We start from the raw sequence: 25,842 nt of genomic DNA, 5'->3' as shown, positions 1-25,842 counted from the left end.
ACTAAGCCGACGGAAGGCGCCCGTCGAGGCTCAAGGACGAGCCGGGACATGAAAAAGGGCGGCTGCGTCGCCGCAACCGCCCTTGATCTTCAGAGGTAGGTTGAAGCCTTAGGCTTCTTCCTTGTCCTCGGTCTTGGAAAGGTCTTCACCGGTTTCCTGGTCGACGACCTTCATGGACAGGCGGGTCTTGCCGCGATCATCGAAGCCCAGCAGCTTCACCTTGACCGACTGGCCTTCGGTGAGGACGTCGGAGACCTTGGCGACGCGCTCGCTGGAGATCTGGCTCACGTGAACCAGGCCGTCCTTGGCGCCGAAGAAGTTCACGAATGCGCCGAAATCGACGATCTTCACGACCTTGCCGGTGTAGATGGCGCCGAGTTCCGGCTCCGAGGCGATCGACTTGATCCAGTCCTTGGCCGCGTCGATCTTGGATTGCTCCGCCGCCGCGATCTTGATGGTGCCGTCTTCGCCGATGTCGATCTTGGCGCCGGTTTCGGCGGTGATCTCGCGGATCACCTTGCCGCCCGTGCCGATCACTTCGCGGATCTTGTCCACCGGGATCTTGATGGTCTCGATCTTCGGAGCGTACTCGCCCAGTTCAGCGCGGGGCGCTTCCATCGCCTTGGCCATTTCGCCGAGGATGTGGTTGCGGCCGTCCTTGGCCTGAGCCAGGGCCTTCTTCATGATCTCTTCGGTGATGCCGGCGATCTTGATGTCCATCTGCAGGGACGTGATGCCGTCTTCCGTACCGGCCACCTTGAAGTCCATGTCGCCCAGGTGATCTTCATCACCCAGAATGTCCGACAGGACTGCAAAGCCGTCCGATTCCAGGATCAGACCCATGGCGATGCCGGAGACCGGCTTCTTCATGGGAACGCCGGCGTCCATCAGGGCCAGGGACGATCCGCAGACCGAGGCCATGGAGGACGAGCCGTTGGACTCGAAGATCTCGGACACCAGACGGATGGTGTAGGGGAAGTCTTCCTGGGCAGGCAGCATGGGGCGGATTGCCCGCCATGCCAGCTTGCCGTGACCAACTTCCCGACGCCCGGGGGCGCCCATGCGGCCGGTTTCACCCACCGAGAAGGGGGGGAAGTTATAGTGCAGCATGAACTTCTCGTAGTACTTGCCTTCGAGAGCGTCGATCATCTGCTCGTCGTCGCCGGTGCCCAGGGTGGCGACCACCAGGGCCTGGGTCTCGCCGCGGGTGAACAGGGCCGAGCCATGTGCACGGGGCAGGACGCCCACTTCCGAAACGATCTGACGGACCTTGTCCACCGTGCGGCCGTCAATGCGGATGCCGGTGTCGAGGATGTTGCGACGGACCACGTCAGCTTCCAGTTCCTTGAACACAGCGCCCAGCTTGTCGGCGCCGATTCCGTCGGGATTGGCCTCTGACTTGAGGAACTTTTCGCCGGCCTTGCCCTTGGCCTTGCCGACGGCGTCCTGACGCTCGCCCTTGGCGACGATCTTGTAGGCCTTGGCCAGATCCGCGCCGACCAGCTTCTTCATCTCGGCCTTCAGGGCGTCGGTGTCGTCCGGCGTGAAGTCGAAGGGCTCCTTGGCGGAGTGCTCGGCCAGTTCGATGATGGCGTCGATCACCGGCTGGATGCCGGCGTGGGCGAACATGACGCCCTTCAGGACTTCATCTTCGCTCAGTTCCTGAATTTCGGACTCGACCATCATGACGGCGTCATTGGTGGAGGCGACGACCAAGTCCATGGCCGATTCCTTCATCTCGTCGAGAGTCGGGTTCAGCACATATTCGCCATTGATGAAGCCGACGCGGGCGGCGCCGATCGGGCCCATGAAGGGGGCGCCGGAGATCACCAGGGCGGCCGAGGCGGCGACCAGGGCGACGATGTCCGGATCATTTTCCAGGTCGTGGGCCAGCACGGTGCAGACCACCTGGACTTCGTTCTTGAAGCCCTTGACGAACAGCGGGCGGATCGGACGGTCGATCAGGCGCGAGGTCAGGGTTTCTTTCTGGCTCGGGGCGCCTTCACGACGGGGGAAGGAGCCGGGGATCTTGCCGGCGGCGTAGAACTTTTCCTGATAGTTGACGGTCAGGGGGAAGAAGTCCTGGCCGGGCTTTGCGCTCTTGGCGTAGACGGCAGTGGCCAGAACCATGGTCTCGCCATAGGTGGCCAGAACGGCGCCGTCAGCCTGACGGGCCATGCGGCCGGTTTCGAGGGTGAGGGTCTTGCCGCCCCACTCGATGGTCTTGCGTTTGATATCGAACATTTTCTCTTCTTTCTCGTCCCGCGGGCGTATTCCCGACGGGGGCGGACAGGGCTCGGACTTCCGAAATCCTCTCCAGACTGACAGGGGGTTGGTGAGGATGTTTGCGAACCCTCGGCGTGTAGGACGGTGTCCATTCGGCTGGACGCCGCGCCGTCGCTCCGGTCCCCCAACCTGTCTTGGGGGCAGCGACGTAAGACTTCATTCTTGAAGTACAAAGCCCCCGCTTTGCGGGGGCTTTAAAGGATCTAGCGACGCAGACCCAGGGTTCCGATCAGGGCCGTATAGCGGCCTTCGTCGGTCTTCTTCAGGTGGTCCAGCAGCGAACGACGCTGGGAAACCAGTTTCAGAAGGCCACGACGTGAGTGGTTGTCCTTCTTGTGGGTCTTGAAGTGTTCGGTGAGGTTGGCGATCCGTTCCGAAAGGATTGCGACCTGCACCTCGGCGCTGCCGGTGTCACCCTCGCTGCGGGCGTGGGTCTTGATGAGTTCAGCTTTGCGCTCAAGCGTAATCGACATCGTTTAGGTCTCCGCTCTCTCAATGTGAAAGACTCGCGTGGGTTCGAGCCGACCCATGCGCATCTCGCAGAGCGCCACCATCTTTCCGTCCGCGTGGGCCGAAACGGTCCGGGTCCCGGTTTTGAGCCGGGAGGCCAGGGCTTCTACCTGTCGGGGAACGAGAACGATGGGCCGTCCCTGCTTGAGCCGGAAGGCGTCTTCGGCGGTCACGGCCAGCTCCGGGATGTCGTCCAGGGCGGTCTCAACCGGAAGCAGGGCCTCCAAGCAGCCGGGCTTATGGCGCAAATCCTCGAGCATTTCCAGTGTTATCGCCCGATCTTCGGTAAACGGCCCAACCCGGGTGCGGCGCAGGGCGCTCACATGTCCACAGGCGCCGACCGCCAGGGCCAGGTCCCGGACCAGGCCGCGGACATAGACCCCCTTACCGCAGTCGATCTCCAGGTCCAGCTGATCGGGATCGGGCATGTCGATGATCCGCGCGGCATGGATGGTCACCGGCCGCGCCGCCAGCACGACGTCCTGACCGGCCCTGGCCAGGTCATAGGCCCGCTCACCATCCACCTTGATGGCGGAAAAGGCGGGGGGAACCTGCGAGATTTCGCCGACAAACTGCGGCAGGGCGGCCTCGATGGCCTCGCGGCTGGGCCTGACATCGGACGTATCGAGGGTTTCGCCCTCCCGGTCATAGGTCGCCGTCGTACGCCCCCAGCTTATGCTGAACCGGTAGGTCTTATCGGCGTCCATCATGAAGGGGACGGTCTTGGTGGCCTCGCCCAGGGCTATGGGAAGAATGCCTGTGGCCAGTGGATCCAGTGTCCCCGCATGGCCCGCCTTCTGGGCGTTGTAGATCCACCGCAGTTTGCTGACCGCCTGGGTGGAGGTCATGTCATAGGGCTTGTCCAGGCACACCCATCCCGAAACCGGGTCGCCCTTTTTTTTCCGCGCCATGATCAGTCCTGGTCCGCGTCGTCGGACGGCGTCTTCACCAGGTCCTGGGCGACCTTGGGGTTTGCGAACAGGGCCTCCATCCGGGCGGCCTCATTGAAGCTCTCGTCGTGGACGAAGGTCAGTTCGGGGGTGAACTTCATGTCGATGGACCGCCCCAGAAGCCCGCGCAGGAACTTGCTGTGCCGGTTCAGGGCCTTGACCACGGTCAGGGCGTCACTGCCGCCCAGGGGCTCAACGAAGCAGCGGGCATGGCGCAGGTCCTTGCCCATCCGCACTTCGGTAAGGGTCACCGAGACGCCGCTCAGGGCCTCGTCATTGATGTCTTCGGTCCGGAGAACCTCCACCAGGGCGTGGCGGATCAGTTCCCCGGCGCGCAATTGCCGTTGGGAGGGGCCGAGGGGTCGGCGCGATGCGGGTTTCATTTGGGCTCGCCTTGTTAGACCTGACCCACGGATCGGACGCCGGATCAGGGAAGGGCGGGCTTCTAGAGTGCTGGAGGCGAAAGGGAAAGCAAATTCCCGTTCCCCCCTTAAGCGCCTGTGCGTTCCCTGAAAAAGGCGATGACCCTCTGCTCCGCCGCCTTGGACGGACCATCCTCGGCCAGGTGGACGGTCAGGACCGAGTGAGGGGGACGTTCCGATGGCCTTGCGTCCTCATCCTCGAGCTCAATGGCCTCGAACCTGTCGCCGAACTCGCGCTTGTAGGTATCGAACCGGGCGTCAGGCACCAAGGCGTCGGACTTGAACCGAAGACCGATCATTGAAAGGTCCTCCTCGGAGAATCTCAGCCTGGCGCAGGCGATTTCCTCAGGGGAGGCGTCAATGCCGGCGGCGCGCAGGGCTGATCCGGCCGCCATGGGCATGGAGGGTTGCGAGAGGACCGGCGCCACCACGCTGGGCTCAGTCATCATGGCCAGGGCGAAGCCGCCGGTGAAACACATGCCGACCGCGCCAACACCCTTGCCGCCGCACTCGGCATGGGCCTTGCGGGCCAGGGCGCGGAGCCACTCGACAATGGGACTCGACTTGCCGCTCTTCCAGACGTTGAACTCCCGCCGGATGCAGATGGCGTTGAACATGGAGGCGATGGCATAGCCATTTGTCACCGGCCGTCCGGGCTCGCCAAAAAGGCTGGGCAGGAAGACGGTCATGCCCTGGGCGGCCACCCGGTCGGCGAAGTCGATCACGAGGGGGTGCAGGCCGGGGATTTCGTGAATGATGATGACGGCCGGACCCGAGCCCCGCCGATAGACCGGACGGGTCCAGGGGCCATCGGTGAAGTCCGACTTCTCATAATTGGCCAGCGCCGCTTCATAGCCCATCTGCAGTCCCCCAGGAGTTTCCCGGGAAGTTTAGGCAGATCAGAGCTTGATGCGCAGCATGGAAATGTCGCCGGCGAAGGATGTCAGGCGCCAGACCCCGTCGGTCTGGGTGAAGACCAGCATGCAGGGGCCGTCTTTCTTGGCGGTGGCGCAGACGCGCCCGTCGGGCATGGGCTTCATGGAGCCAGCTATGACCAGGGTGTTGGGAATGGGCTGGCTGTCGCTGTAGCCGTAATACTCTGCGACCTTGCGGAAGACCCTTGGCTGGATCAGGGCCTCGCCGGCCAGGTCCGCCAGCTTTGGCGCCAGCAAGGCGGTCAGGGCGCCCAGGGAATCCGGAGCCGCCTTGCGACCCTGCTGGGCCAGACGGGCGGCGATCTCCTTCTTCAGGGCGTCCCGGTCCACATGGGCGTCGAAGGTCGCCTGGTCATTGTCGCGGATCGCCACCAGCAGGGCGTGGACATCATTGGCGGCGGTGAGCTTCTGCGCGGTCGCGCAGGCGGCGAGCGTCAGGGTGAGGGCAAGGATCAGGAGTCGGCGCATGGCGCGACTATAAACGCCAAACCGTGGCGACGGCGAGGCGATTTCTCCGGGTCAACCGCCCGGACATGCTGAGACGTCCGGGCGTTGATCCTAGAGCGCGTTCCCTTTGGACGGAATCGTCTAAAGGGTAAAACTGCGCTCTAATTAAAAGGTCTAGAGCACGCTTGTCGCGATAACCGGTTCCCACTTATCGCGGCGGGCTCTAGAGGCTGCGGGCCACTTCCTCGAGGGTGAAGCACTCGATGACGTCGCCCTCCTGGATGTCCTGGAAGCCCTGGAAGGCCATACCGCATTCCACGCCATTGCCGACCTCGGCCACTTCGTCCTTGAAGCGCTTGAGGGTCTGGAGGACCCCCAGTTCGAGCACGACAATGTCGTTGCGGATGATCCGGACGCGGGCGCCGCGGCGGACGACGCCTTCGGTGACCCGGCAACCGGCGACCCGGCCGACCTTGGTGATGTCGAAGGCCTGAAGGACCCGGGCGTTGCCGAGGAAGGTTTCCCTCTGCTCGGGCGCCAGCATGCCCGACATGACGCCTTTGATGTCGTCAATCAGGTCGTAGATGATGGCGTAGTAGCGGATTTCCACGCCTTCACGCTCGGCCAGATCGCGGGCCTGCTTGGAGGCGCGGACATTGAAGCCCAGGACCGGAGATCCGGCGCCCTTGGCCAGCATGACGTCGCTTTCGCTGATCGCGCCGGCGCCCGACAGGATGATGCGCGCACGCACTTCCTCGGTGCCCAGCTTGTCCAGGGCCGTGACAATGGCTTCTGCAGAACCCTGGACGTCGGCCTTGATGATGACCGGCAGTTCCGAGATCTTCTTGTCCTGCAGCTTGGCCATGAAGTCGGCCATGGTGACGCCGCCCGTGGTGGGGGCGCCGGACTTTTCGCGCTTCACACGGATGCGGTAGGCGGTCAGTTCCCGGGCCCGGGCGTCATTTTCGACGACGGCGAAGGCTTCGCCCGGCGAAGGGGTGCCGTCCAGGCCGAGGATTTCCACCGGTACAGAGGGGCCGGCCTCATCCAGTTGTTCGTCACGCTCGTTCAGCAGGGCGCGGACCCGGCCGAAATTGGAGCCCGCCACGACGATGTCGCCGCGCTTGAGGGTGCCGCGCTTGACCAGAACCGTGGCCACGGCGCCGCGTCCGCGATCCAGCTTGGCCTCGATCACCACGCCGTCGGCGGTGCGGTCGGGGTTGGCCTTCAGGTCCATGACCTCGGCCTGCAGCAGGATGGCTTCGATCAGATCGTCGAGACCCAGCTTTTCAAGGGCGGAAACTTCCACCATCTGGGTGTCGCCGCCGAGGCTTTCGGCGACGATTTCGTGCTGCAGAAGCTCGTTGACGACCCGGGTCGGATTGGCGCCCGGCTTGTCGATCTTGTTGATCGCCACAATAATCGGAGCCCCCGACGCCTTGGCGTGATGGATGGCTTCGATGGTCTGGGGCATGACGCCGTCGTCGGCGGCCACCACCAGGATGACGATGTCGGTGACGTCAGCGCCCCGGGCGCGCATGGCCGAGAATGCCGCGTGGCCGGGAGTGTCGAGGAAGGTGATCTTCTGTCCATCCTGCATCCGCACCTGATAGGCGCCGATATGCTGGGTGATGCCGCCATGCTCGCCAGCGGCCACGTCTGTGGCGCGCAGGGCGTCCAGCAGCGAGGTCTTGCCGTGGTCGACGTGACCCATGACCGCCACCACAGGCGGGCGGACTTCCAGGTGATCGTCCACATCCTCGGCGCCGATGAAGCCTTCTTCAACGTCGGCTTCAGACACCCGGCGGACCGTGTGACCGAATTCGGTGGCCACCAGTTCGGCCGTGTCATTGTCGATGACGTCGTTGATCTTGAGCATCACGCCCTGACGCATCAGGAACTTGATGATCTCGACACCGCGGGTCGCCATCCGGTTGGCCAGTTCGGCCACGGTGATGACGTCGGGAATAATGACCTCGCGGGCCGCGCGGGCCTGCTCCTGGCCGCCGCCCTTGCGCTTTTCACGCTCACGTTCGCGGGCCCGGCGAACCGAAGCCAGGGAGCGCATGCGTTCGACGGCGCCCTCATCATCACCGGCGACTGCCTGGATGGTCAGGCGGCCTTCGCGACGCTGGACAGCGCCCTTGACCCGGCTGATGGCCTTGTTGGCCGGCGCATTGGCGGCCTTGCGGCGCGTATCATCATCATCGTCCGGACGACGATCCATGTTGAGCGAGCCGGGGCGGGGCGCCTGACGGGTCGCGCGCTGGATTTCCGGCGTAGCAGGCGGGGCGTTGGGCGCAGTGCGCGGCGGACGCGGGCCGCCGGGGCGGGCGCCGTCACGACCGGGCGCCGGACGCGGAGACAGGGCCGAATAGCGGACGGGTTCGCCGCCGGGCGCTGCAGGCCGAGGCCCGCGGTCACTCTGGGGACGGTCTCCAGCGGGCCGGGCCGGGCCGCGATCGCCGGCGGGGCGGTCCTTGAAGCCCTGGTCGGGCCGCGGTGCGCGCTGGCCGAAATTGGTGTTCTCGAAACGGCCTGCCGGACGTTCAGCCGCCTGGGGCGGACGATAGGTCGTGGTCGAGGGCCGATCATCACGGCGCTCGCGGGACGGCTCATAGGTCCGGGTCTGGCCTGAGGGCGCCGGCCTTGCTTGCTCCGGAGCACGGGGCGCTTCGGCCCTGGGAGGCTCTGCCCTGGGCGCCTCTGGGGCAGGGGCAGGGGCAGGGGCTTCGGCGACAGGCGCCGGCGCCGCGGCCACAGGCGCAGGTTCCGAAGGTGCGGCCGGCGGGGGCGCAGCAGCCCTGGCGGCGGCGGCCGCAGCGGCGGCTTCAGCCCTGGCGCGTTCTTCGCGGGCGCGGGCCTCGGCGGCCTGACGGGCCTGATGCTCAAGGGCGGCCCGTTGACGGGCGCGCAGTTCTTCGGAAGACAGGTTGCCATCGGCGGCCGGCGGGGCCGACGGGCGGGGCGTCGGGGCTGCGGCTGCGGGCGGCGGCGTGAAGACGCGCTTCTCTGCAGAAGAGGGCGCCGCAAGGTTGCCAGCGGGTCCGGAATGGGGACGTGCGCGCTTTGTCTCCACGACCACCGTCTTGGAGCGACCATGGCTGAAGGTCTGCTTTACCGTACCCGCGCTCACAGCCCCGGCGCCCGTACGGGGCTTCAGGGTCAGTGGGGCGCGTCCGCCGGGGGCGGGGGGTCGGCCGTTGTCGTTCTCGTCGCTCATGCGCTCGCTTTATATACCGGCCGGGCGATCCCAGCCACATTCAACAGCAATTGGCGCGCAAAACCCGCAAAGGCTCTGCCCGCCGCTAAAATTCCTCGCGCCAGCTCTCAGGAAGGAGCGGGCGAAAGCCTGATAAACGCATGACGTCTAAAGTCCAGCGATCAGCGCCACGCCCCGCAAGGAAGGCGGTGTGTATCACATTCTCACCCCCCAAGGCCAAACCCAATTCCAAAGCGGTGTAAACACCGATCAAACGGGGCGGTCTTGGAGACTTGCGGGCCGCATTCTGTATCTTCCGGCGGCCGTCCGGGGCGCCGTCAGACGCTTCCACCAGCCAGGCCGCCTTGCCGGCGCCAAGGGCGGCTGCGACCTTCTCGAAACCGGAGATAAGGTCGCCAGCCCGCTTCGCAAGGCCAAGCCCGTGCAGCACCCGGGTGTGCAACAGGGCTTCCACCTGATCCGACAGGTCGGCCGGCGCCGTCAGCTTGGCCTTGGCGGATCGGGCGAAGAGACCCTTTCGGGCCGCCAGGTCCACCGAAGCGCGATTGGCCGCGACCCAGAGGCCCCGGCCGGGAAGCTTGCGCGCCAGGTCAGGCGTTACCACGCCCCCCGGACCCGCCACAAAGCGGATCAGGCCCTCTTCGCCCATGACCTCGCCCGTCGCCAGATCCCGGCGTTCGCGTGAGGCCTGGGCCAGGGTGGCGTGGGGCATGGAGGTAATGCTGGTCTCCGCCTAGTTGCCCGAAGTTCCGAAAACCTGTTCCTGCTCGGAAAGTTCCACGGCAGGGGCCTCTTCGACTTCGACTTCCGGGGGAGCTTCGACCCAGCCCATGACAATGCGGGCGCGCATGATCAGGGCTTCGGCTTCTGCGGGGTCGAGGCCGAAGGTTTCGAGAATGCCCGCTTCACGGACGCGCTCGCCGCCCTTGGTTTCAAACCAGCCGCGAAGGTCGTCGGGGACCAGGCCAGCCAGGTCTTCAACGCTCTTCACATCGCCCTGGCCCAGGGCCACGGCCATGGGCAGGGTCACGCCCTCGACGTCCAGCAGGGTGTCTTCAACGCCCAGTTCGCGGCGCTTGGAGTCCAGCTCGGCGGCTTCCCGCTCAAGGAAGTCACGGGCGCGGGCCTGGATCTCTTCTGCGGTGTCCTCGTCAAAGCCTTCAATGGCCGCGACTTCGGCGTTTTCCACATAGGCCACGTCTTCAACGCTGGCGAAGCCTTCGGTCACCAGCAGCTGGGCGATGACCTCGTCAACGTCCAGGGCTTCCTGGAACAGGGCGGTGCGCTCGGTGAATTCGCGCTGACGGCGCTCGCTCTCCTGGCTCTCGGTCATGATGTCGATCTGCCAGCCGGTCAGCTGGCTGGCCAGGCGGACATTCTGGCCGCGACGGCCGATGGCCAGGGACAGCTGCTCGTCGGGAACGACCACTTCGACCCGCTCGTCTTCCTCGTCCATGACGACCTTGGAGACTTCAGCAGGCGCCAGGCCGTTGACGATGAAGGTCGCCTCGTCCGGGCTCCACTGGATGATGTCGATCTTTTCGCCCTGCAGTTCGGCGACCACGGCCTGGACGCGGCTGCCGCGCATGCCGACGCAGGCGCCGACCGGATCGATGGAGCTGTCATTGGAGATGACGGCCATCTTGGCCCGGCTGCCCGGGTCACGGGCCACGGCGCGGATCTCGATCACGCCGTCATAAACTTCCGGAACTTCCTGGGCGAACAGCTTGGCCATGAAGCCGCCGTGGGCGCGGGACAGCAGGATCTGGGGGCCCTTGGCTTCGCGGCGGACGTCATAGATGTAGCAGCGGATCCGGTCGCCGATGTTGAAATTCTCACGGGGGATGGACTGGTCCCGGCGCATGATGCCTTCGCCGCGACCCAGATCGACGACGGTGTTGCCGTATTCGACCCGCTTGACCGTGCCGCTGATGATCTCGCCGACCCGGTCCTTGAACTCTTCGAACTGACGCTCGCGCTCGGCTTCCCGGACCTTGCCGGTGACGACCTGACGGGCCATCTGGGTCTGGACCCGGCCGAACTCGAAGGGCGGCAGGACCTCTTCATAGGTCTTGCCGACAAAGGCGTCCTTGTCGCTGCGCAGGGCGTCGGCCAGGCGGCGGCCGCCCGGGGGCTCTTCGGCGACGCCTTCCTCGTTCTCGAAGACGGCGTCGTCAGCGACGACCGTGATCACCCGCTTGACGATGGTCTCGCCGGTCTTCTGGTCGATATTGACCCGGATGTCGTGCTCGGCGCCGTAGCGGGACCGGGCGCCCTTCTGGATGGCTTCCTCGATCGCCTCGATGACGATTTCCCGGTCAATGTTCTTCTCGCGCGCCACAGCGTCGGCGATCTGCAGCAGCTCAAGCCGATTGGCGGAAATTCCGGTCAGGGCCATGGGTCTTTGTCCTTACAGTTCGGTCTTTGAGGTTTCGTCCGCCAGGCGGGCGGCGCGCACATCGGCGCCCCGCTTGAGCAGCTTGTCGGTCAGGGAAAGTTTGGCTTCGACGATCCAGGAAAAGGGCACCAGGGCGGTGGCTTCCTCGCCTTCCAGATCGATGGCGACCTGATCATCTTCGACCCCGGCCAGCACGCCCTTGAACCGCTTGCGGCCTTCGGCGACGCGGTCGAGTTCAAGGCGGGCCTCATGGCCCTCGAAGGTCGCAAAGTCCTTCAGTCGTGTCAGGGGGCGGTCAACGCCGGGAGATGAGACTTCCAGGGTGTATTCCCCGGTGATCGGGTCCGCTGCGTCAAGGATTTCGGCCACGGCCCGGGAAACTATGGCGCAATCCTCGACATTCATGTCGCCGGACGGGGTTTCAGCCATGATCTGCAGACGTCGGGCGTGCTCGCCGCCCATCAGGCGCAGGCGCACGATCTCATAGCCTGTCGCCTCGACCACGGGGTCGAGCAGCTCCAGGAGCTTGCCATCTTCAGCGGTCTTGCCGCGCATCAAACTCGCCGCCCTCCGGCCAACAAAAAAGCGGCTGGGCCGAAGCCCGCCGCTCGTATGCGTTATCCAACGCTACGGACGATGTTGCCGGTCTTATAACGAGGCGTCACAGGTTTGTCAGCCCCTCTGTGTACCTAACCGGGGTTGCGACCATTTGGGGAATTCAACGCCGGGCTGCGAAGTCACAACTTTCCTTGACTCCAGGCCTGTCGCCAAAGAAGTCTCGGCGCAGAAAGGCCGCGCTTTCGACGGCCAATACACGACTGGAGAACGATCATGGGTCTGCTTGACGGCATTCTTGGAAGCCTCGGCGGCGGCAATGGCGGCGACGCTGTTTCGGCCATCACCAACCTCATCAATTCCCAGCCTGGCGGCCTCGGCGGCATGGTCTCGTCCTTTGAACAGGGCGGCCTCGGCGAAATCGCCAAGTCATGGGTTTCCACCGGCGCCAACCTGCCGATCTCAGCTGACCAGATTTCGGCCGTCATGGGATCGGGCCCGGTCGCCGAGTTCGCCCAGAAGCTTGGCATAGATCCGCAAATGGCTACGGGCGTCCTGGCCCAGGTCCTGCCCCAGGTGGTCGACCACCTGACCCCCAATGGTCAGGTGCAGTCGGGCGGCGTCGCTGATCTCATCGGCGGCCTGGCGGGCCTGCTGAAGCGCTAGACCTGAATTTCACGCAGGGGGAGACTTTCCCCTGCGTCCGGTTTGGTCCAAAAGCCGCGCGCGGACATCGACGTCCGCGCGTGGAAAGGCCATCTCCCCATGGACATCTCCAAAATTTCCGTCGGCGTGAACCCGCCCTATGACGTGAACGCCCTCATTGAAATCCCCCAGGGCGGCGAGCCGGTGAAGTACGAGCTCGACAAGGAAAGCGGCGCGATCTTCGTGGACCGGTTCCTCCATACTGCAATGTACTATCCCGGCAATTACGGCTTCATCCCGCACACCCTGTCGGGCGACGGCGACCCCATGGACATTCTTGTGGTCGGCCCGACCCCGGTGGTGCCCGGCGCCATTATCCGCTGCCGTCCCATCGGCTGCCTCATCATGGTCGATGAGGCCGGCGATGATGAAAAGGTGCTGGCCGTGCCGGTGGACAAGCTCCACCCCTTCTATGCCGGCGTGGATTCATGGCGCGGCCTGCCCGCCATCCTGACCGAGCAGATCGCCCACTTCTTCCAGCACTACAAGGACCTGGAAAAGGGCAAGTCGGTGGAGATCGTCCGCTGGGCCGATCCCGAAGAAACCGGCGAAATCATCCGTCAGGCCATCGAGCGCGAAAAGGCCAGGGGCTGATCCTCAGGCTGCGGCCCTGGGCCAGACGCCCACATAGCGGGAGGCCGGACGGATCAGACGTCCGCCGGTCGCCTGCTCCCGGGCATGGGCGACCCATCCGGCCACCCGCCCCATGGCGAAGACGCAGGTAAAGGTCGAAGGCGGAAAGGCCAGGCTCTCCAGCAGCAGGGCGGTGTAGAACTCCACATTGGTCTGCAGGGACCGGCCTGGCTTGTGGGCCTTCAGGATTTCCAGAACCGCCTGCTCCACTGTCTCTGCAAAGGCCAGACGGCCAGGCCGGCCATTGGGCTCGGCTGTCAGGCGGCGCACGGCGGCCTTGAGGGCGTCGGCCCTCGGATCGCGCACCCGATAGACCCGGTGTCCGAACCCCATCAGCCGGTCGCCCCTCTCAAGGGCTTCCAGGATCCAGGCCTTGGCGTCGCCATGCCGGGAAATGCCATCCAGCATGTCGATGATCGGACCGGGCGCGCCCCCGTGAAGGGGCCCCTTGAGGGCGCTCAGCCCCGCCAGCACAGATGAGGTCAGCCCCGCCTGGGTGGACGCCACAACCCTGGCCGCAAAGGTCGACGCATTGAGGCCATGGTCGCAGACCGTGGTCAGATAGGTGTCCAGGGCGGCGATTTCGGCCAGCGTCGCCGGGCTGTTCCGGAGCATCCGCAAGGCGTCAGCGGCGTGACCCAGCCTGGGGTCTGGCGCCACGGGCGCCTGTCCGGCCTGGGCGCGCACGACCGCGGCGGTGAAGACCGCGGGGGCGGCCGTCAGGTTGAGGGCGACCTCCAGATCATCACCATCGGCCAGCCGAGCCATCAGGGCGCGCACAGCCTCGACCGGAGTCCTGTCCAGCAATCCGGTGTCCAGGGCGGAAACCTCGGCGAAGACCCTGGCGCGGGCGGCCCCGATCAGCGGGGCGAGATCCTGCGGAAGGTCCTCGAAAAAGCCGCTCCACAGCAGGCCTGCGACCTCCTCGAAACGCCTTTGGCCAGCCAGCTGATCCAGTTCGAAGCCGCGGATGATCAGCCGGCCGTTCTGGCCGTCCACCTCCGAAAGGATGGTGTCGGCGGCGACAACGTCTTCAAGCCCGTTGGTCATGGTCTGGTCTCCTTGCTGGACGAAGGAAACCAGCAAGCAACTTGATCAGTCAATCTTGATCAATATAATCAATATATGCCGTCGGAACCGAGACAGGACTGGATCAACGCGGAAGATGCCCGGGCGCGGCTGGGGGTCCGGCCACAGACCCTCTATGCCTATGTCAGTCGCGGGCGGGTCCAGACCCGGGCCGACGCCAGGGATCCCCGCCGCAGCCTCTATCGCGCCGCCGATATCGCCGCCCTGGCAGACCGGAAGTCCCGCAGCCGCAAGCTGTCGGATGTCGCCGCCGGCGCCATGGCCTGGGGCGAGCCGGTTCTGGCCTCGGCCATCACAACAGTGTCAGATGGTCGACTCTATTACAGGGGGCGCGACGCCCTCCATCTGGCCGAAACCGAAACCCTGGAATCCGTGGCCCGGTTGCTGCGGGGCGGCCATGGGGCGGCCCTGAAGCGGACCGATCGTCCGCCGGCGCCTGATGGGGTGGACATGCGGGCGAGAGCCTTCGCCGCCCTGGCTGCAAAGGCCGGTCTGGACCCACCGGCCCTCGGCCGTCATCCCCTTGCACTTGCGGTCGAGGCCGCCACCCTGCTGGATGTCATGACCGACGCCATTACGGGTCAGGTGAGCGGTGGGGCCATTCACAACCGTCTGGCTCTGGCCTGGGGGCTGGGCCCGGGAGGGCCGGGGGCGGACCTCATCCGCCGTGTGCTTGTCCTGCTGGCCGATCATGAACTGAATCCCTCGGCCTTCTCAGCAAGGGTTGCGGCATCCACCGGCGCCTCCCTTTCGGCCTGCGCCCTTTCGGGTCTGGCTACCCTTGCGGGTCCCCGTCACGGCGGGGCGCCCGATGCCATAAGGTTCCTGGCGGAAGACGCCGGAAAGCTGGGCGAAAGGGCCGTCATTTCCGCCCGTCTGGCGGAAGACCGCGCCCTGCCGGGCTTTGGTCATCAGCTCTATCCCGCTGGCGATCCCAGGGCGGCGGCGGTTCTCGACCGTTTTGAGGTTCCCGCGCCCCTGGCCAGACTGGCGGCGGATGTCGAGGCCTTTTCGGGCCTCAGACCGAATATCGATTTCGCCCTGGTGGCCCTGTCCGATCACCTGAACCTGCCCCGGGATGCGCCCTTCGCCCTCTTCGCCACGGCCCGTTGCGCGGGGTGGATCGCCCACGCCATCGAGCAGGGCCAGAGCGGCGGCGCCATTCGTCCCAGGGCCCGCTATACGGGCGACCCGATCGCACCCCCCGAAGCCTAGCCTTCGAAGGCATGGTCCTTGAGGATTCCCAGCGGGACAATGGCCAGGGTTTCCTCATGGGTGGCTTCCAGGACCAGCTGGGGAGCGGCCCCGGCGTCCAGGGCTTCCTTCCAGCGGGGTGCGCAAAGGCACCATTTGTCGCCTGGCTTCAGCCCGGCGAATCCGTACTCAGGAACCGGCGTGGAGAGGTCATTGCCGACCTGCTTCGAAAAGGCCAGGAACTCGGCGGTCATCACGGCGCAAACCGTGTGCAGACCGGTGTCATGGGGGCCGGTCTCGCAACAGCCATTGCGGAAGAATCCGGTCACCGGATCAAAGGAGCAGGGGAGTAATTCCCCGCCCAGAACATTGCGGGCGTCAGCGTCGTATCGGGTGGTCATGAACCGACTCTAGTCTAAAAGCGGGCCTTGCCCATACCGAAGGGAGATTCGCGTGATCCCTGCCCGCCCCCGCCGCAGTCTTCTCTACATGCCCGCCTCGAATGTACGGGCCATCGACAAGGCCCGCAGTCTGGCCTGCGACGTGGTCATTCTTGATCTGGAAGACGCCGTTGCGCCGGATGCAAAGGAAGAGGCCCGGCAGAACGCTCTCGCCGCCCTTGGAGCTGGCGGGTTCGGATCCCGGGAGGTCGTGGTCCGCATCAACGGCCTGGATACCCCTTGGGGGTCAGACGACCTGGCAGCCATATCCGTTGCGGCGCCGGAGGCGATACTGGTTCCGAAGATTTCCAGCCCGTCGGACCTCGCGTCCTATGCAGCGCGCCTTGCGCCCGCCACCCGTCTCTGGGCCATGGTGGAGACCTGCCGGGGTCTGCTCAACCTTGACGCCATCGCCGGCTCGGGCGCGCCCCTGGAAGTTCTGGTGGTCGGCTCAAACGATCTGGCCAAGGAAATGCACTGTCGGCCCGGGATTGAAAGAACCCCCCTCCAGTCCGCTCTCAGCCAGACCGTCATCGCGGCCCGGGCCCATGGTCTGGCGGTGGTGGACGGCGTCTTCAATGACATTGCCGACAGTGACGGCCTGGAACGCCAGTGCCGCCAGGGCCTGGACTTCGGTTTTGACGGAAAGACCCTGATCCATCCTGGACAGATTGAAGCCGCCAACCGGATCTTCGCCCCGGACCCTGCCGAGGTCGCCTGGGCCCGCCAGATCGTGGCCGCCTTCGATTTGCCTGAAAACGCCGCTAAGGGGGTCCTGAAGCTTGAGGGTCGCATGGTTGAGCGTCTGCATCTTGAAGAAGGCCTGCGCCTGATCGCCGTCGCCGAGGCGATCGCAGCGCGATGAAGACACCCCCCCTGGTTCTGCTTGCCCTGATCCTTTCAGCCGGGACAGCCCCGGCCCAGGAGGTTGATCCGATCGGCGACCTGCTGAACGGACCGCCAAAGCCTGTGGTCGCCCTACCGACGGCGGATCCCGCCCCCGCGCCCGTATCGCCGCAGACCCCGGAAACGCCGCCAGCCGGGACCGATACGCAGCTCCAGCCGCCGGCGAGCGAGACGGCGCCTGCGGCGGAAAGGCCCTCTGCGCCTGAAACAAGGCCTGTTGACGCGCCATCAGAAACTGCGCCTTCCACGCCAACGCCAACGCCCGTTGCACCCGTGTTGAAGCCTGAGCCCAGGCCTGCGCCCAAGCCCGAACCGCAGGTGGACCCCAGGCCTGACCGGAGACCGGAATCCCCCATTCATGTGGATGAACAGGGCCGGACGCCGGATGCGCCGCCAACGCCCTCAGACCTGAACTATGAGAGCCGCCTCCGGGCGACCTACAACGCCGCCCAGGGCATGCAGGGGCCCCTGGATGGCCGCTGGGTGCTGAGGCTCAATGGTATTGACGCCTATTATCTCCAGCTGGTCGACAAGGGGCAGGGAACCCTTGAGGGCGCCTGGCGCGACCCCCGTCGCGCGGGGGCGGTGGACGCCAGCGGCTTCATCGATGAAATCCAGTCCGTCGGTGGTCGGCTGACCCTGCGTTTCAAACCCCGTCGCAACAGTCCTGAAGCCGTTGAGGCCGCCCTTGAGTCCACGACACCGGGACAATGGTCGGGGGAAGTTACCGATCGCGGTGATCGGCGCTCGGCGACCCTGACGCGGAACTAGAGCTTCAGGGCGGTCCGCGCGGCGCTCAGGGCGTCGGCGAGCTGGTCCTGGGACAGGGGCTCGGCGACCCCGACCCCCCAGACTGGTCCTGGCCATGCAGAATCGCCGGCGCATCGGCCGACCACATGCACATGAAGCTGTGGCGTCACATTACCCAGGGCGCCCACATTCAGCTTCTCGACCTCAAATCCCCTGGCCAGGCCCAGAGCGCGCACAGCCGGACCGCAGGCGACGATCTCGGCCATGAGATCAGACTGGTCGGCCGGCGAAAGGTCCTCGACTTCCCGCAGGCCGGACTGCCGGGGAATCAGGATCAGCCAGGGCCATCTGGCATCCACCTGAAGGCGGACATGGCACAGGCGCAAATCCCCCAGGGGGACGGAACCGGTCTCGAAGGCGGGGTCGACAGTGAACATGTCCCTTTTGACCACAGGTCCGGCAATCAAACAAAGCGTCGGCGGCATTGCGGCCCGGCGGCATTTTGGGCTAGGGACGCCGCATACGCATTCAATGTTCCAAACAGACGGGAGCTTCGGCCATGGCCACCAAGAAACCCATCCGCGTGGCGGTCACCGGCGCGGCGGGAAACATCGGCTACGCATTGCTGTTCCGCATCGCCTCCGGCGAGATGTTCGGCAAGGACCAGCCGGTTATCCTCCAGCTCCTGGAAATCCCGGTCGAAGGCCCCCAGAAGGCCCTCAAGGGCGTCGCCATGGAACTGGAAGACTGCGCCTTCCCCCTGCTGCAGGACATGGTCCTGACCGGAGAAGCCGATGTCGCCTTCAAGGACGCCAACTGGTGCCTGCTGGTGGGCTCCAAGCCCCGCGGTCCCGGCATGGAACGCGCTGACCTCCTGAAGGACAATGGCAAGATCTTCATCGCCCAGGGCAAGTCCATCGACGCCGTGGCGGCTGATGACGCCCGGGTCGCCGTGGTCGGCAATCCCTGCAACACCAATGTCATGATCGCTGCGGCCCAGGCCAAGCGCCTGACCGCCGACCGCTTCACCGCCATGGTGCGTCTGGACGAAAATCGCGGCCGGGCCCAGCTGGCCAAGAAGGCCGGCGTTTCGATCAATGAGGTCAGCAACCTCTTCATCTATGGCAACCACTCGCCGACCATGTTCGCCGACTTCACCCACGCCACGATCGGCGGCAAGTCCGCCGCCGAGGTCATCGGTGACGAAGCCTGGCTGAAGAACGACTTCCTGCCCACCGTCGGAAAGCGCGGCGCGGCGATCATCGAGGCCCGTGGCCTCAGCTCGGCCGCCTCGGCCGCCAACGCCCTCGTGGACCACGTCCGCGACCTGACCACCGTGGGCGCCATTCACTCTGTGGCCGTCGAGAGCCAGGGTCGCTACGGCTTTGCCCCAGGCGTCTGGGCCGGCATGCCGGTGAAGACCACGGCTACGGGCTATGACGTCCTGACCAGCTTCGAGATGGACGACTTCGCCAAGAGCAAGATCGCCCTGACCAATGACGAACTGGTCGGCGAACGCGAAACCATCAAGGACATGCTCTAGGGCGGATCTGCGGCTCCCCGATGAAACCGTCGGGGAGCTGTCGGGTTTCTCAGAACCAGCCCTTCTCCCGTATGACCCGGGCATAGGTCCGGCTGACCGGCGCCCTGACGCCGCTCTTCAGGGTCAGGACAGCGCGGCCATCCCCTCGCTCCACATCGGTGACCCCGTCCCGCGCCACCCACCAGGACCGGTGGACCTGCTCACCCTCAAGGCCGGCCAGTTCCTCGATGGCGTCGCTCAGTCGCAGCAGGATCAGGTCCTGACCCTTCGAAGTGTGCACCCTCAGATAATGGTCCTCGGCCTCAACGGCCCAGACCTCGGCGCCCCGGAGCTTGAGGGGCAGGCGCTCCAGAAACCGCGGGGGGGTTGGTATTGTCTGCAGGAGGGCGGCGGCCTCCTTCGCTGCGCTTGCTTGACGATTGAGGGCCGGGGCAAGCACGCTCATGGTCAGGCAGACCACAAGCACCACCGGGAAATCCTGAACGAAGGCCTGCAGAAAGGGGCGGGGCCCTTCAAAGATCCAGCCCAGGGCCATGATGATCAGGGTCATGGGAACAGACTGGATAAGTCCGCCGAAAACCCCTCTCAAAAGAGGACGGTCGACGAGGCCCGCAATCCTTCCGGCAAGGGCATAGGCGACCATGCCGGTTCCCGCGCCGATCAGGGCGATGAGGATCATCACGCCGGCCCTGTAGAAGAACGGGACATTGATGGTTCCGAAGGCGCCGACCACCGCCAGGAACAGGCCGATCAGGACAGCTCCGATCAGGGTCCGCCGCACAGCCGGGCCATCCAGCTGGTTCATTGACGAAGCGCCAACGGCGCCCCCCTGCGACTTGCGAACGGGGTCCGTCATCCGACGCAACGGCGTTTGCCCAAGCCCAAGGCCGCCTCCAAACCTTCATCCATCAGGTCCGCACCTCGCGGACACCAGGTTTGGAGATAACGGATGTCGCAGATTTCGCAAATGTCAGCGCCCGCCCGTCGCATGACCGCCCAGCGGCTTGCGATTACAGGAGTCGCTACCTGTTTGATTGTCGGCCTGTCGCTGGCGCCCTTTGCAGATGGGATCATCATGCTGGCCGGTCGCGCCCACCTGCATGCCCCTGACATTGGCGTCTTTCAGCGGCTGCCCCTGGCCATCAAGATGCATCTGCTGGCCGCCGTCGGCGCGGTCATTCTGGGCGCCGCCCTCATGTGGGTCCGCAAGGGCAGGACATTCCATCGGGTCGCCGGCTGGACCTGGGTCAGCCTGGTGTCGCTGGTGGCCGGATCCTCGATCTTCATCACCCAGCTGAACCACGGCCACTGGTCCCTGCTGCACCTCTTCACCGGCTGGACCCTCCTCATGCTTCCCCTGGCGGTCTTCGCCGCCAAGCGCCGGAACGTGGAGCGGCATCGCCGGACCATGATGGGCCTGTTCTATGGTGGCTTCGTCATCAACGGCTTCATCGCCATGATCCCTGGGCGGACCGTCTGGCAGCTCTTCTTCGGCTAGGCGTCGCCATCTGCCCGGGGGTGGTGCATCAGCAAGGGGCGCCTGGTCAGGATCGCCCGCAATAATCAGGCGAATTCTTCGCGCAATCCGTGAAAAACACCCCCTGACAGCGGTTGCCACTTTGACGCGGGGCGCCCTATAAGCCGTCCCACTCGCCGATTGGGCGGGCCCTCAGACCGACGCGTTCTGCGACCTCATGAACATACACGAACATCAAGCCAAGGCCGTCCTCTCCGAGTTCGGCGTCGCCGTCCCTCGCGGCTATCCCGCATTCACCGTTGAAGAGGCGCGCAAGGCGGCCGAACAACTGGGCGGACCCGTCTACGTCGTCAAATCGCAGATCCACGCGGGCGGCCGCGGCAAGGGTCGGTTTGAAGGCCTGGGCGAAGACGCAAAGGGCGGCGTCCGGGTGGTCAAGTCCGTTGACGATGTGGCGACCAATGCGGCCGAAATGCTCGGTCGGGTTCTGGTGACCCATCAGACCGGTCCCAAGGGCAAGCAGGTCAACCGCCTCTACATCGAAGAGGGCGCGGCCATCGCCAAGGAATTCTACCTGTCCCTCCTGGTCGACCGTGAAACCAGCTGGGTCTCGGTGGTCGCTTCGACCGAAGGCGGCATGGACATTGAAACCGTCGCCCACGACACGCCGGAAAAGATCATCACCTTCAGCATCGACCCGGCGACGGGCGTGTGGCCCTTCCACGGCCGGACCCTGTCCAAGGCGCTCGGCCTGACCGGCGATCTTTCCAAGCAGGCCGCCAAGCTGCTGGGCCAGCTCTATACGGCGTTTGTGGCCAAGGACATGGCCATGCTGGAAATCAACCCGCTGATCGTGACGGCGGATGACCAGCTGCGGGTCCTGGACGCCAAGGTGTCCTTCGACTCCAACGCCCTCTACCGGCACCCGGAAGTCGTCGTCCTCCGCGATGAGAGCGAGGAAGACCCCAAGGAAATCGAAGCCTCCAAGTTCGACCTGTCCTATATCGCCCTCGACGGCGAAATCGGCTGCATGGTCAACGGCGCGGGCCTGGCCATGGCGACCATGGACATCATCAAGCTGTACGGCGCCGAGCCGGCCAACTTCCTGGACGTCGGCGGCGGCGCGGACGAAGCCAAGGTGACGGCGGCCTTCAAGATCATCATGGCCGATCCCAATGTGAAGGGCATTCTGGTCAACATCTTCGGCGGCATCGCCCGTTGCGACATCCTGGCCAATGGCGTGGTCAACGCCGTCAAGCAGGTGGGCCTGAGCGTTCCCCTGGTGGTGCGCCTGGAAGGCACCAATGCTGAGCTTGGCAAGAAGATCATCAATGAGAGCGGCCTCAATGTCATTGCGGCCAACGACCTCAGCGATGGCGCAGAGAAGATTGTGAAAGCCGTGCGGGGGCTCGCCTAATGTCCATCCTGATTGGCAAAGAAACCCGCGTCATCTGCCAGGGCATTACCGGCGCCCAGGGCACCTTCCACTCCGAGCAGGCCATCGCCTACGGCACCAAGATGGTCGGCGGCGTGACGCCCGGCAAGGGCGGGACCACCCATGTGGGCCTGCCGGTGTTCAACACCGTGGATGAAGCTGTGCGGCAAACTGGCGCAGACGCCAGCGTCATCTATGTGCCGCCGCCCTTCGCCGCGGATTCGATCCTCGAAGCGATCGATGCAGAGATTCCGCTGATCATCTGCATCACCGAAGGCATTCCTGTCGCCGACATGATCAAGGTCAAGCGCGCCCTGTCGGGCTCGAAGTCCCGGTTGATCGGCCCCAACTGCCCGGGCGTCCTGACGCCGGAAGCCTGCAAAATCGGCATCATGCCCGGGAATATCTTCAGAAAAGGCTCGGTCGGGGTGGTTTCGCGCTCTGGCACCCTTACCTATGAGGCGGTCTTCCAGACCACCCAGGTGGGCCTGGGTCAGACCACGGCCGTCGGCATTGGCGGGGACCCGGTCAAGGGCACCGAGTTCATCGACATGCTGGACATGTTCCTGAAGGACCCGGAGACGGAATCGATCATCATGATCGGTGAAATCGGCGGTTCGGCTGAAGAAGATGCTGCAGAGTTCATAAAGAATTCAGCAACTAAGAAGCCTATGGTCGGGTTCATTGCTGGACGTACTGCACCGCCCGGTCGGCGCATGGGTCACGCAGGGGCGATCATCTCGGGCGGCAAAGGCGGCGCCGAGGACAAGATCGCAGCGATGGAGGCGGCGGGCATCCGCGTCTCTCCCTCGCCGGCGAAGCTTGGTGAAACCCTCCTCGACGTCCTCAAGGGCCGTTGAGGTCAACATAACCGTAGGGCGGTCCGCGCTCAGCATACTTGCTCCGCGGCCCCCCTCTGGAAGCGGACGACATGGCGGACGACGCAGGCATCATCAACGACATCATGACCGAGACCTCGTTTCTGTACGGGGGCAACGCAGGTTTCGTCGAAGACCTCTACGCCAGATGGGCGGCTGATCCGAATTCGGTAGAGCCGTCGTGGCGGGCCTTTTTCCTGTCCCTCCCTGATCGCCTGGAAGAGGCCAAGGCGGCGGCGCAGCGTCCTTCATGGACGGCCCGTTCAGCGCCGGCGCCTCGACCGGACTGGCTGTCGGCCATGGACGGCATGTGGCCGGCCGTCGAGGCCAAGCTGGGCGCCAAGATCGCCGAGCGCGCGGCGCTCGCACCCGCTGCGGCGACCACAGCGGCGCCGACAACCGAAGCCCTTCGCGCCGCCACCCTGGATTCCCTGCGCGCTGTCATGATGATCCGCGCCTATCGCATGCGCGGCCACCTGCGGGCCAAACTGGATCCCCTGGGCATAGCCTTTCCCGAAGGAGACGCCTCCGAGCTGGATCCGTCGTCCTACGGCTTTACCGAAAACGATTATGACCGCCCGATCTTCCTGGATCACATCCTGGGGATGGAAACCGGCACGGTCCGCGAGATCCTGGCCATCCTGCGCCGCACCTACTGCTCTGACATCGGCGTGCAGTACATGCACATCTCCGATCCCCAGCAGAAGGCCTGGATGCAGCAGAGGATCGAAGGTCGCGACAAGGAAATCACCTTCACCAAACAGGGCAAGATCGCCATCCTGAAGAAGCTGATCGAAGCCGAGGGATTCGAGAAGTTCCTGGCCAAGCGCTTCCCCGGCACCAAGCGGTTCGGTCTCGACGGCGGTGAAGCCGCTGTCCCGGCCCTGGAGCAGATCATCAAGCGCGGCGGCGCCCTGGGCGTCCGTGACATCATCATCGGCATGCCGCACCGCGGCCGCCTGAACGTCCTGGCCGCGGTGATGGCCAAGCCCTATCACGTGATTTTCCACGAGTTCCAGGGCGGCACCTCCCTGCCTTCCGACGTCGAAGGCTCGGGCGACGTGAAGTATCACATGGGCGCCAGCTCGGACCGCAGCTTTGACGACAATTCCGTCCACCTGTCCCTGACCGCCAACCCGTCCCACCTGGAAATCGTCAACCCGGTGGTCCTGGGCAAGGCCCGGGCCAAGCAGGCCTTCGCCCTGCGGGAAACCGCCGAGTCCGGCCGCCACCACGTGCTGCCCCTGCTGATGCATGGCGACGCCGCCTTCGCCGGCCAGGGCGTGGTCGCCGAGTGCTTCGCCATTTCCGGCACCAAGGGCTACCGCACCGGCGGGACGATCCACTTCATCGTCAACAACCAGATCGGCTTCACCACCGCGCCGAAATATTCCCGGTCCTCGCCCTATCCGTCGGATGTGGCCCTGATGGTCGAGGCGCCGATCTTCCACGTGAACGGCGATGACCCCGAAGCCACGGTCTATGTGGCCAAGGTGGCGACCGAGTTCCGCCAGCAATTCGGCAAGGACGTGGTCATCGACATGTTCTGCTATCGCCGCTTCGGTCACAACGAAGGCGACGATCCGACCATGACCTCGCCCTTGATGTACAAGAAGATCAAGGACCACCCGACCACCCGCGAGATCTACAGCAAGAAGCTGGTGGGCGAAGGCGTGGTGACCCAGGACGAGGTTGACGCCTGGATCCTGGAGTTCGACCAGTTCCTCGACGCCGAGTTCGAAGCGGGCAAGGCCTACAAGGCTGACAAGGCCGACTGGCTGGACGGCAAGTGGGCGGGCCTGGCGCTTCCCGAGGGCGATGATCGCCGGGGCGACACCTCCTCGCCCCTGGAAAGGCTGATCGACCTCGGCCAGAAGATCACGGAAATCCCGACCCACCTGGACGTTCACAAGAATGTCCGCAGGGTGATCGAAGCCCGCCGCGCCGCCATAGACAGCGGCGAGGGCCTGGACTGGGCCACGGGTGAGCACCTGGCCTTTGCGACCCTGCTGGACGAGGGCTTCCCTGTCCGCCTGGCCGGGCAGGACAGTGTGCGCGGCACCTTCACCCAGCGCCATTGCGACCTGATCGATCAGTCGACGGAAGAGCACTACACCATGCTCTCCAACATCCGGCCCGGTCAGGCCCATTTCGAAGTCATCGACTCGCCCCTGTCGGAAGAGGCGGTTCTGGGCTTTGAGTACGGCTTCTCCCTGGCCGATCCCAAGACCCTGACCCTCTGGGAAGGCCAGTTCGGCGACTTCGCCAATGGCGCCCAGGTGGTCATCGACCAGTTCATCTCGTCGGGCGAACGCAAGTGGCTGCGGATGAGCGGCCTGGTCCTGCTCCTGCCCCATGGCTATGAGGGCCAGGGACCGGAGCATTCGTCAGCCCGTCTCGAGCGCTTCCTGCAGCTATGCGCCGAAGACAATCTGCAGGTGGTCAACTGCACCACGCCGGCCAACTATTTCCACGTCCTGCGTCGTCAGATGCGCCGGGAATTCCGCAAGCCCCTGGTGGTCATGACGCCGAAGTCGCTGCTGCGGCACAAGAAGGCGACCTCCAAGCTGGTGGAGATGGCGGAGGGTTCTTCCTTCCACCGCGTCCTTCACGATGACGCCGAGCGCGCCCAGAACACCAAGATCGAGCTGGTCGCCCCCGACAAGATCCGCCGGGTCGTCCTGTGCTCGGGCAAGGTCTATTACGACCTGCTGGAGTCCCGCGAGGAGCGGGGCATCAATGACGTCTATCTGATGCGCCTTGAGCAGTTCTATCCCTGGCCGGTGAAATCCCTGTCGACCGAGCTCTCGCGCTTCCCGAACGCCGAACTGATCTGGTGTCAGGAAGAGCCGAAGAACATGGGCGGCTGGACCTTTGTCGATCCCTGGCTCGAGCTCACCCTGGACCGCCTGAAGGTCAAGGCCAAGCGCGCCCGCTATGTGGGTCGTCCGGCCTCGGCTTCCACGGCGGCCGGCCAGATGAGCCGGCACCAGAAGGAACTCCAGGCCTTCCTCAACGACGCCTTCGCCTAAACCAGCCTCCCCCACCGAAGAGACAGAAAGCACC

General features: G+C 65.1%; 24 protein-coding genes. 10 read left to right on the top strand and 14 right to left on the bottom strand.

All coding sequences use genetic code 11. The features are described 5' to 3' along the window. Positions 1-108 precede the first annotated feature (108 nt). The 10 genes from pnp to CFE28_00590 form a co-directional block, all read right to left on the bottom strand. Entirely contained in the window at positions 109-2,244 is a 2,136-nt protein-coding gene (gene pnp / locus CFE28_00635) for a polyribonucleotide nucleotidyltransferase (GenBank protein ID OYU68636.1), read from the bottom strand. Positions 2,245-2,489: 245 nt separating this feature from the next. Next, positions 2,490-2,759, bottom strand: coding sequence for a 30S ribosomal protein S15 (locus CFE28_00630; GenBank protein ID OYU68635.1), 270 nt, complete (start codon positions 2,757-2,759; stop codon positions 2,490-2,492). A 3-nt stretch (positions 2,760-2,762) separates the two neighbouring features. After that, positions 2,763-3,707 carry a tRNA pseudouridine(55) synthase TruB gene (locus CFE28_00625; GenBank protein OYU68634.1) on the bottom strand — a complete coding sequence of 315 codons (945 nt, stop codon included), beginning with the start codon at positions 3,705-3,707 and terminating at the stop codon, positions 2,763-2,765. A gap of 2 nt (positions 3,708-3,709) precedes the next feature. Beyond that, positions 3,710-4,129, bottom strand: a complete 420-nt coding sequence (locus CFE28_00620) for a ribosome-binding factor A (protein OYU68633.1) — start codon at positions 4,127-4,129, stop codon at positions 3,710-3,712. Between the two features lie 107 nt (positions 4,130-4,236). After that, on the bottom strand, positions 4,237-5,028 hold the full coding sequence (locus CFE28_00615; protein OYU68632.1) for a dienelactone hydrolase: 792 nt from the start codon (positions 5,026-5,028) through the stop codon (positions 4,237-4,239). Positions 5,029-5,067: 39 nt separating this feature from the next. Then, a complete protein-coding gene (locus CFE28_00610; protein ID OYU68631.1) occupies positions 5,068-5,571 on the bottom strand; it encodes a hypothetical protein in 504 nt (167 codons plus the stop codon). Positions 5,572-5,773: 202 nt separating this feature from the next. Next, positions 5,774-8,773 carry a translation initiation factor IF-2 gene (locus CFE28_00605; GenBank protein ID OYU68630.1) on the bottom strand — a complete coding sequence of 1,000 codons (3,000 nt, stop codon included), beginning with the start codon at positions 8,771-8,773 and terminating at the stop codon, positions 5,774-5,776. 85 nt (positions 8,774-8,858) lie between these two features. Next, entirely contained in the window at positions 8,859-9,485 is a 627-nt protein-coding gene (locus CFE28_00600; GenBank protein OYU68629.1) for a DNA-binding protein, read from the bottom strand. Between the two features lie 21 nt (positions 9,486-9,506). Then, positions 9,507-11,171 carry a transcription termination/antitermination protein NusA gene (locus CFE28_00595; GenBank protein OYU68628.1) on the bottom strand — a complete coding sequence of 555 codons (1,665 nt, stop codon included), beginning with the start codon at positions 11,169-11,171 and terminating at the stop codon, positions 9,507-9,509. 12 nt (positions 11,172-11,183) lie between these two features. Further along, entirely contained in the window at positions 11,184-11,726 is a 543-nt protein-coding gene (locus tag CFE28_00590) for a ribosome maturation factor RimP (GenBank protein ID OYU68627.1), read from the bottom strand. A 276-nt stretch (positions 11,727-12,002) separates the two neighbouring features. Here CFE28_00590 and CFE28_00585 point away from each other — a divergent pair, with 276 nt between their 5' ends. Both CFE28_00585 and CFE28_00580 read left to right on the top strand, forming a co-directional pair. Continuing rightward, positions 12,003-12,392 (top strand): hypothetical protein, encoded by a 390-nt coding sequence (locus tag CFE28_00585; protein ID OYU68626.1) that lies wholly within the window; start codon positions 12,003-12,005, stop codon positions 12,390-12,392. Positions 12,393-12,491: 99 nt separating this feature from the next. Next, entirely contained in the window at positions 12,492-13,025 is a 534-nt protein-coding gene (locus CFE28_00580) for an inorganic pyrophosphatase (protein OYU68625.1), read from the top strand. 3 nt (positions 13,026-13,028) lie between these two features. Here the strand turns inward: CFE28_00580 and CFE28_00575 are convergent, their stop codons facing one another. Further along, on the bottom strand, positions 13,029-14,114 hold the full coding sequence (locus tag CFE28_00575) for a citrate synthase/methylcitrate synthase (GenBank protein OYU71478.1): 1,086 nt from the start codon (positions 14,112-14,114) through the stop codon (positions 13,029-13,031). 75 nt (positions 14,115-14,189) lie between these two features. On the opposite strand from CFE28_00575, the gene CFE28_00570 reads away from it, so the two are divergent. Continuing rightward, positions 14,190-15,368: a citrate synthase gene (locus CFE28_00570; protein ID OYU68624.1), complete on the top strand. Its 1,179-nt coding sequence runs from the start codon at positions 14,190-14,192 to the stop codon at positions 15,366-15,368. Here CFE28_00570 and CFE28_00565 read toward each other — a convergent pair. Beyond that, positions 15,365-15,748, bottom strand: a complete 384-nt coding sequence (locus CFE28_00565; GenBank protein ID OYU68623.1) for a hypothetical protein — start codon at positions 15,746-15,748, stop codon at positions 15,365-15,367. The genes CFE28_00570 and CFE28_00565 overlap by 4 nt on opposite strands. An 88-nt stretch (positions 15,749-15,836) precedes the next feature. On the opposite strand from CFE28_00565, the gene CFE28_00560 reads away from it, so the two are divergent. Together CFE28_00560 and CFE28_00555 are read left to right on the top strand one after the other, a co-directional pair. Further along, a complete protein-coding gene (locus CFE28_00560) occupies positions 15,837-16,652 on the top strand; it encodes a CoA ester lyase (GenBank protein OYU71477.1) in 816 nt (271 codons plus the stop codon). Then, positions 16,649-17,464 carry a hypothetical protein gene (locus CFE28_00555; GenBank protein ID OYU68622.1) on the top strand — a complete coding sequence of 272 codons (816 nt, stop codon included), beginning with the start codon at positions 16,649-16,651 and terminating at the stop codon, positions 17,462-17,464. The genes CFE28_00560 and CFE28_00555 overlap by 4 nt, the downstream gene beginning before the upstream one ends. Here CFE28_00555 and CFE28_00550 read toward each other — a convergent pair. After that, positions 17,461-17,880, bottom strand: coding sequence for a diadenosine tetraphosphate hydrolase (locus CFE28_00550; protein ID OYU68621.1), 420 nt, complete (start codon positions 17,878-17,880; stop codon positions 17,461-17,463). The two genes, CFE28_00555 and CFE28_00550, sit on opposite strands and share 4 nt — an antisense overlap. A 122-nt stretch (positions 17,881-18,002) precedes the next feature. Here CFE28_00550 and CFE28_00545 point away from each other — a divergent pair, with 122 nt between their 5' ends. Beyond that, the gene (locus tag CFE28_00545) at positions 18,003-18,986 is read left to right on the top strand and encodes a malate dehydrogenase (GenBank protein OYU68620.1); all 984 of its coding nucleotides are present in this window, start codon (positions 18,003-18,005) and stop codon (positions 18,984-18,986) included. 49 nt (positions 18,987-19,035) lie between these two features. Here the strand turns inward: CFE28_00545 and CFE28_00540 are convergent, their stop codons facing one another. Continuing rightward, the gene (locus tag CFE28_00540; protein ID OYU68619.1) at positions 19,036-19,791 is read right to left on the bottom strand and encodes a hypothetical protein; all 756 of its coding nucleotides are present in this window, start codon (positions 19,789-19,791) and stop codon (positions 19,036-19,038) included. Between the two features lie 144 nt (positions 19,792-19,935). Between CFE28_00540 and CFE28_00535 the strand changes: the two genes are divergently transcribed. From CFE28_00535 to CFE28_00520, 4 genes are all read left to right on the top strand, one after another. Beyond that, the gene (locus CFE28_00535; protein ID OYU68618.1) at positions 19,936-20,484 is read left to right on the top strand and encodes a hypothetical protein; all 549 of its coding nucleotides are present in this window, start codon (positions 19,936-19,938) and stop codon (positions 20,482-20,484) included. 196 nt (positions 20,485-20,680) lie between these two features. After that, a complete protein-coding gene (locus tag CFE28_00530; protein OYU68617.1) occupies positions 20,681-21,880 on the top strand; it encodes a succinate--CoA ligase subunit beta in 1,200 nt (399 codons plus the stop codon). After that, positions 21,880-22,758: a succinate--CoA ligase subunit alpha gene (locus CFE28_00525; GenBank protein OYU68616.1), complete on the top strand. Its 879-nt coding sequence runs from the start codon at positions 21,880-21,882 to the stop codon at positions 22,756-22,758. The genes CFE28_00530 and CFE28_00525 overlap by 1 nt, the downstream gene beginning before the upstream one ends. Positions 22,759-22,829: 71 nt before the next feature. Beyond that, on the top strand, positions 22,830-25,808 hold the full coding sequence (locus CFE28_00520) for a 2-oxoglutarate dehydrogenase E1 component (protein OYU68615.1): 2,979 nt from the start codon (positions 22,830-22,832) through the stop codon (positions 25,806-25,808). Positions 25,809-25,842: the final 34 nt, after the last annotated feature.

The sequence above is a fragment of the Alphaproteobacteria bacterium PA2 genome, from assembly GCA_002256425.1.
GTDB lineage: Bacteria > Pseudomonadota > Alphaproteobacteria > Caulobacterales > Caulobacteraceae > Phenylobacterium.
This window is presented reverse-complemented; position numbering and strand designations above follow the sequence as displayed.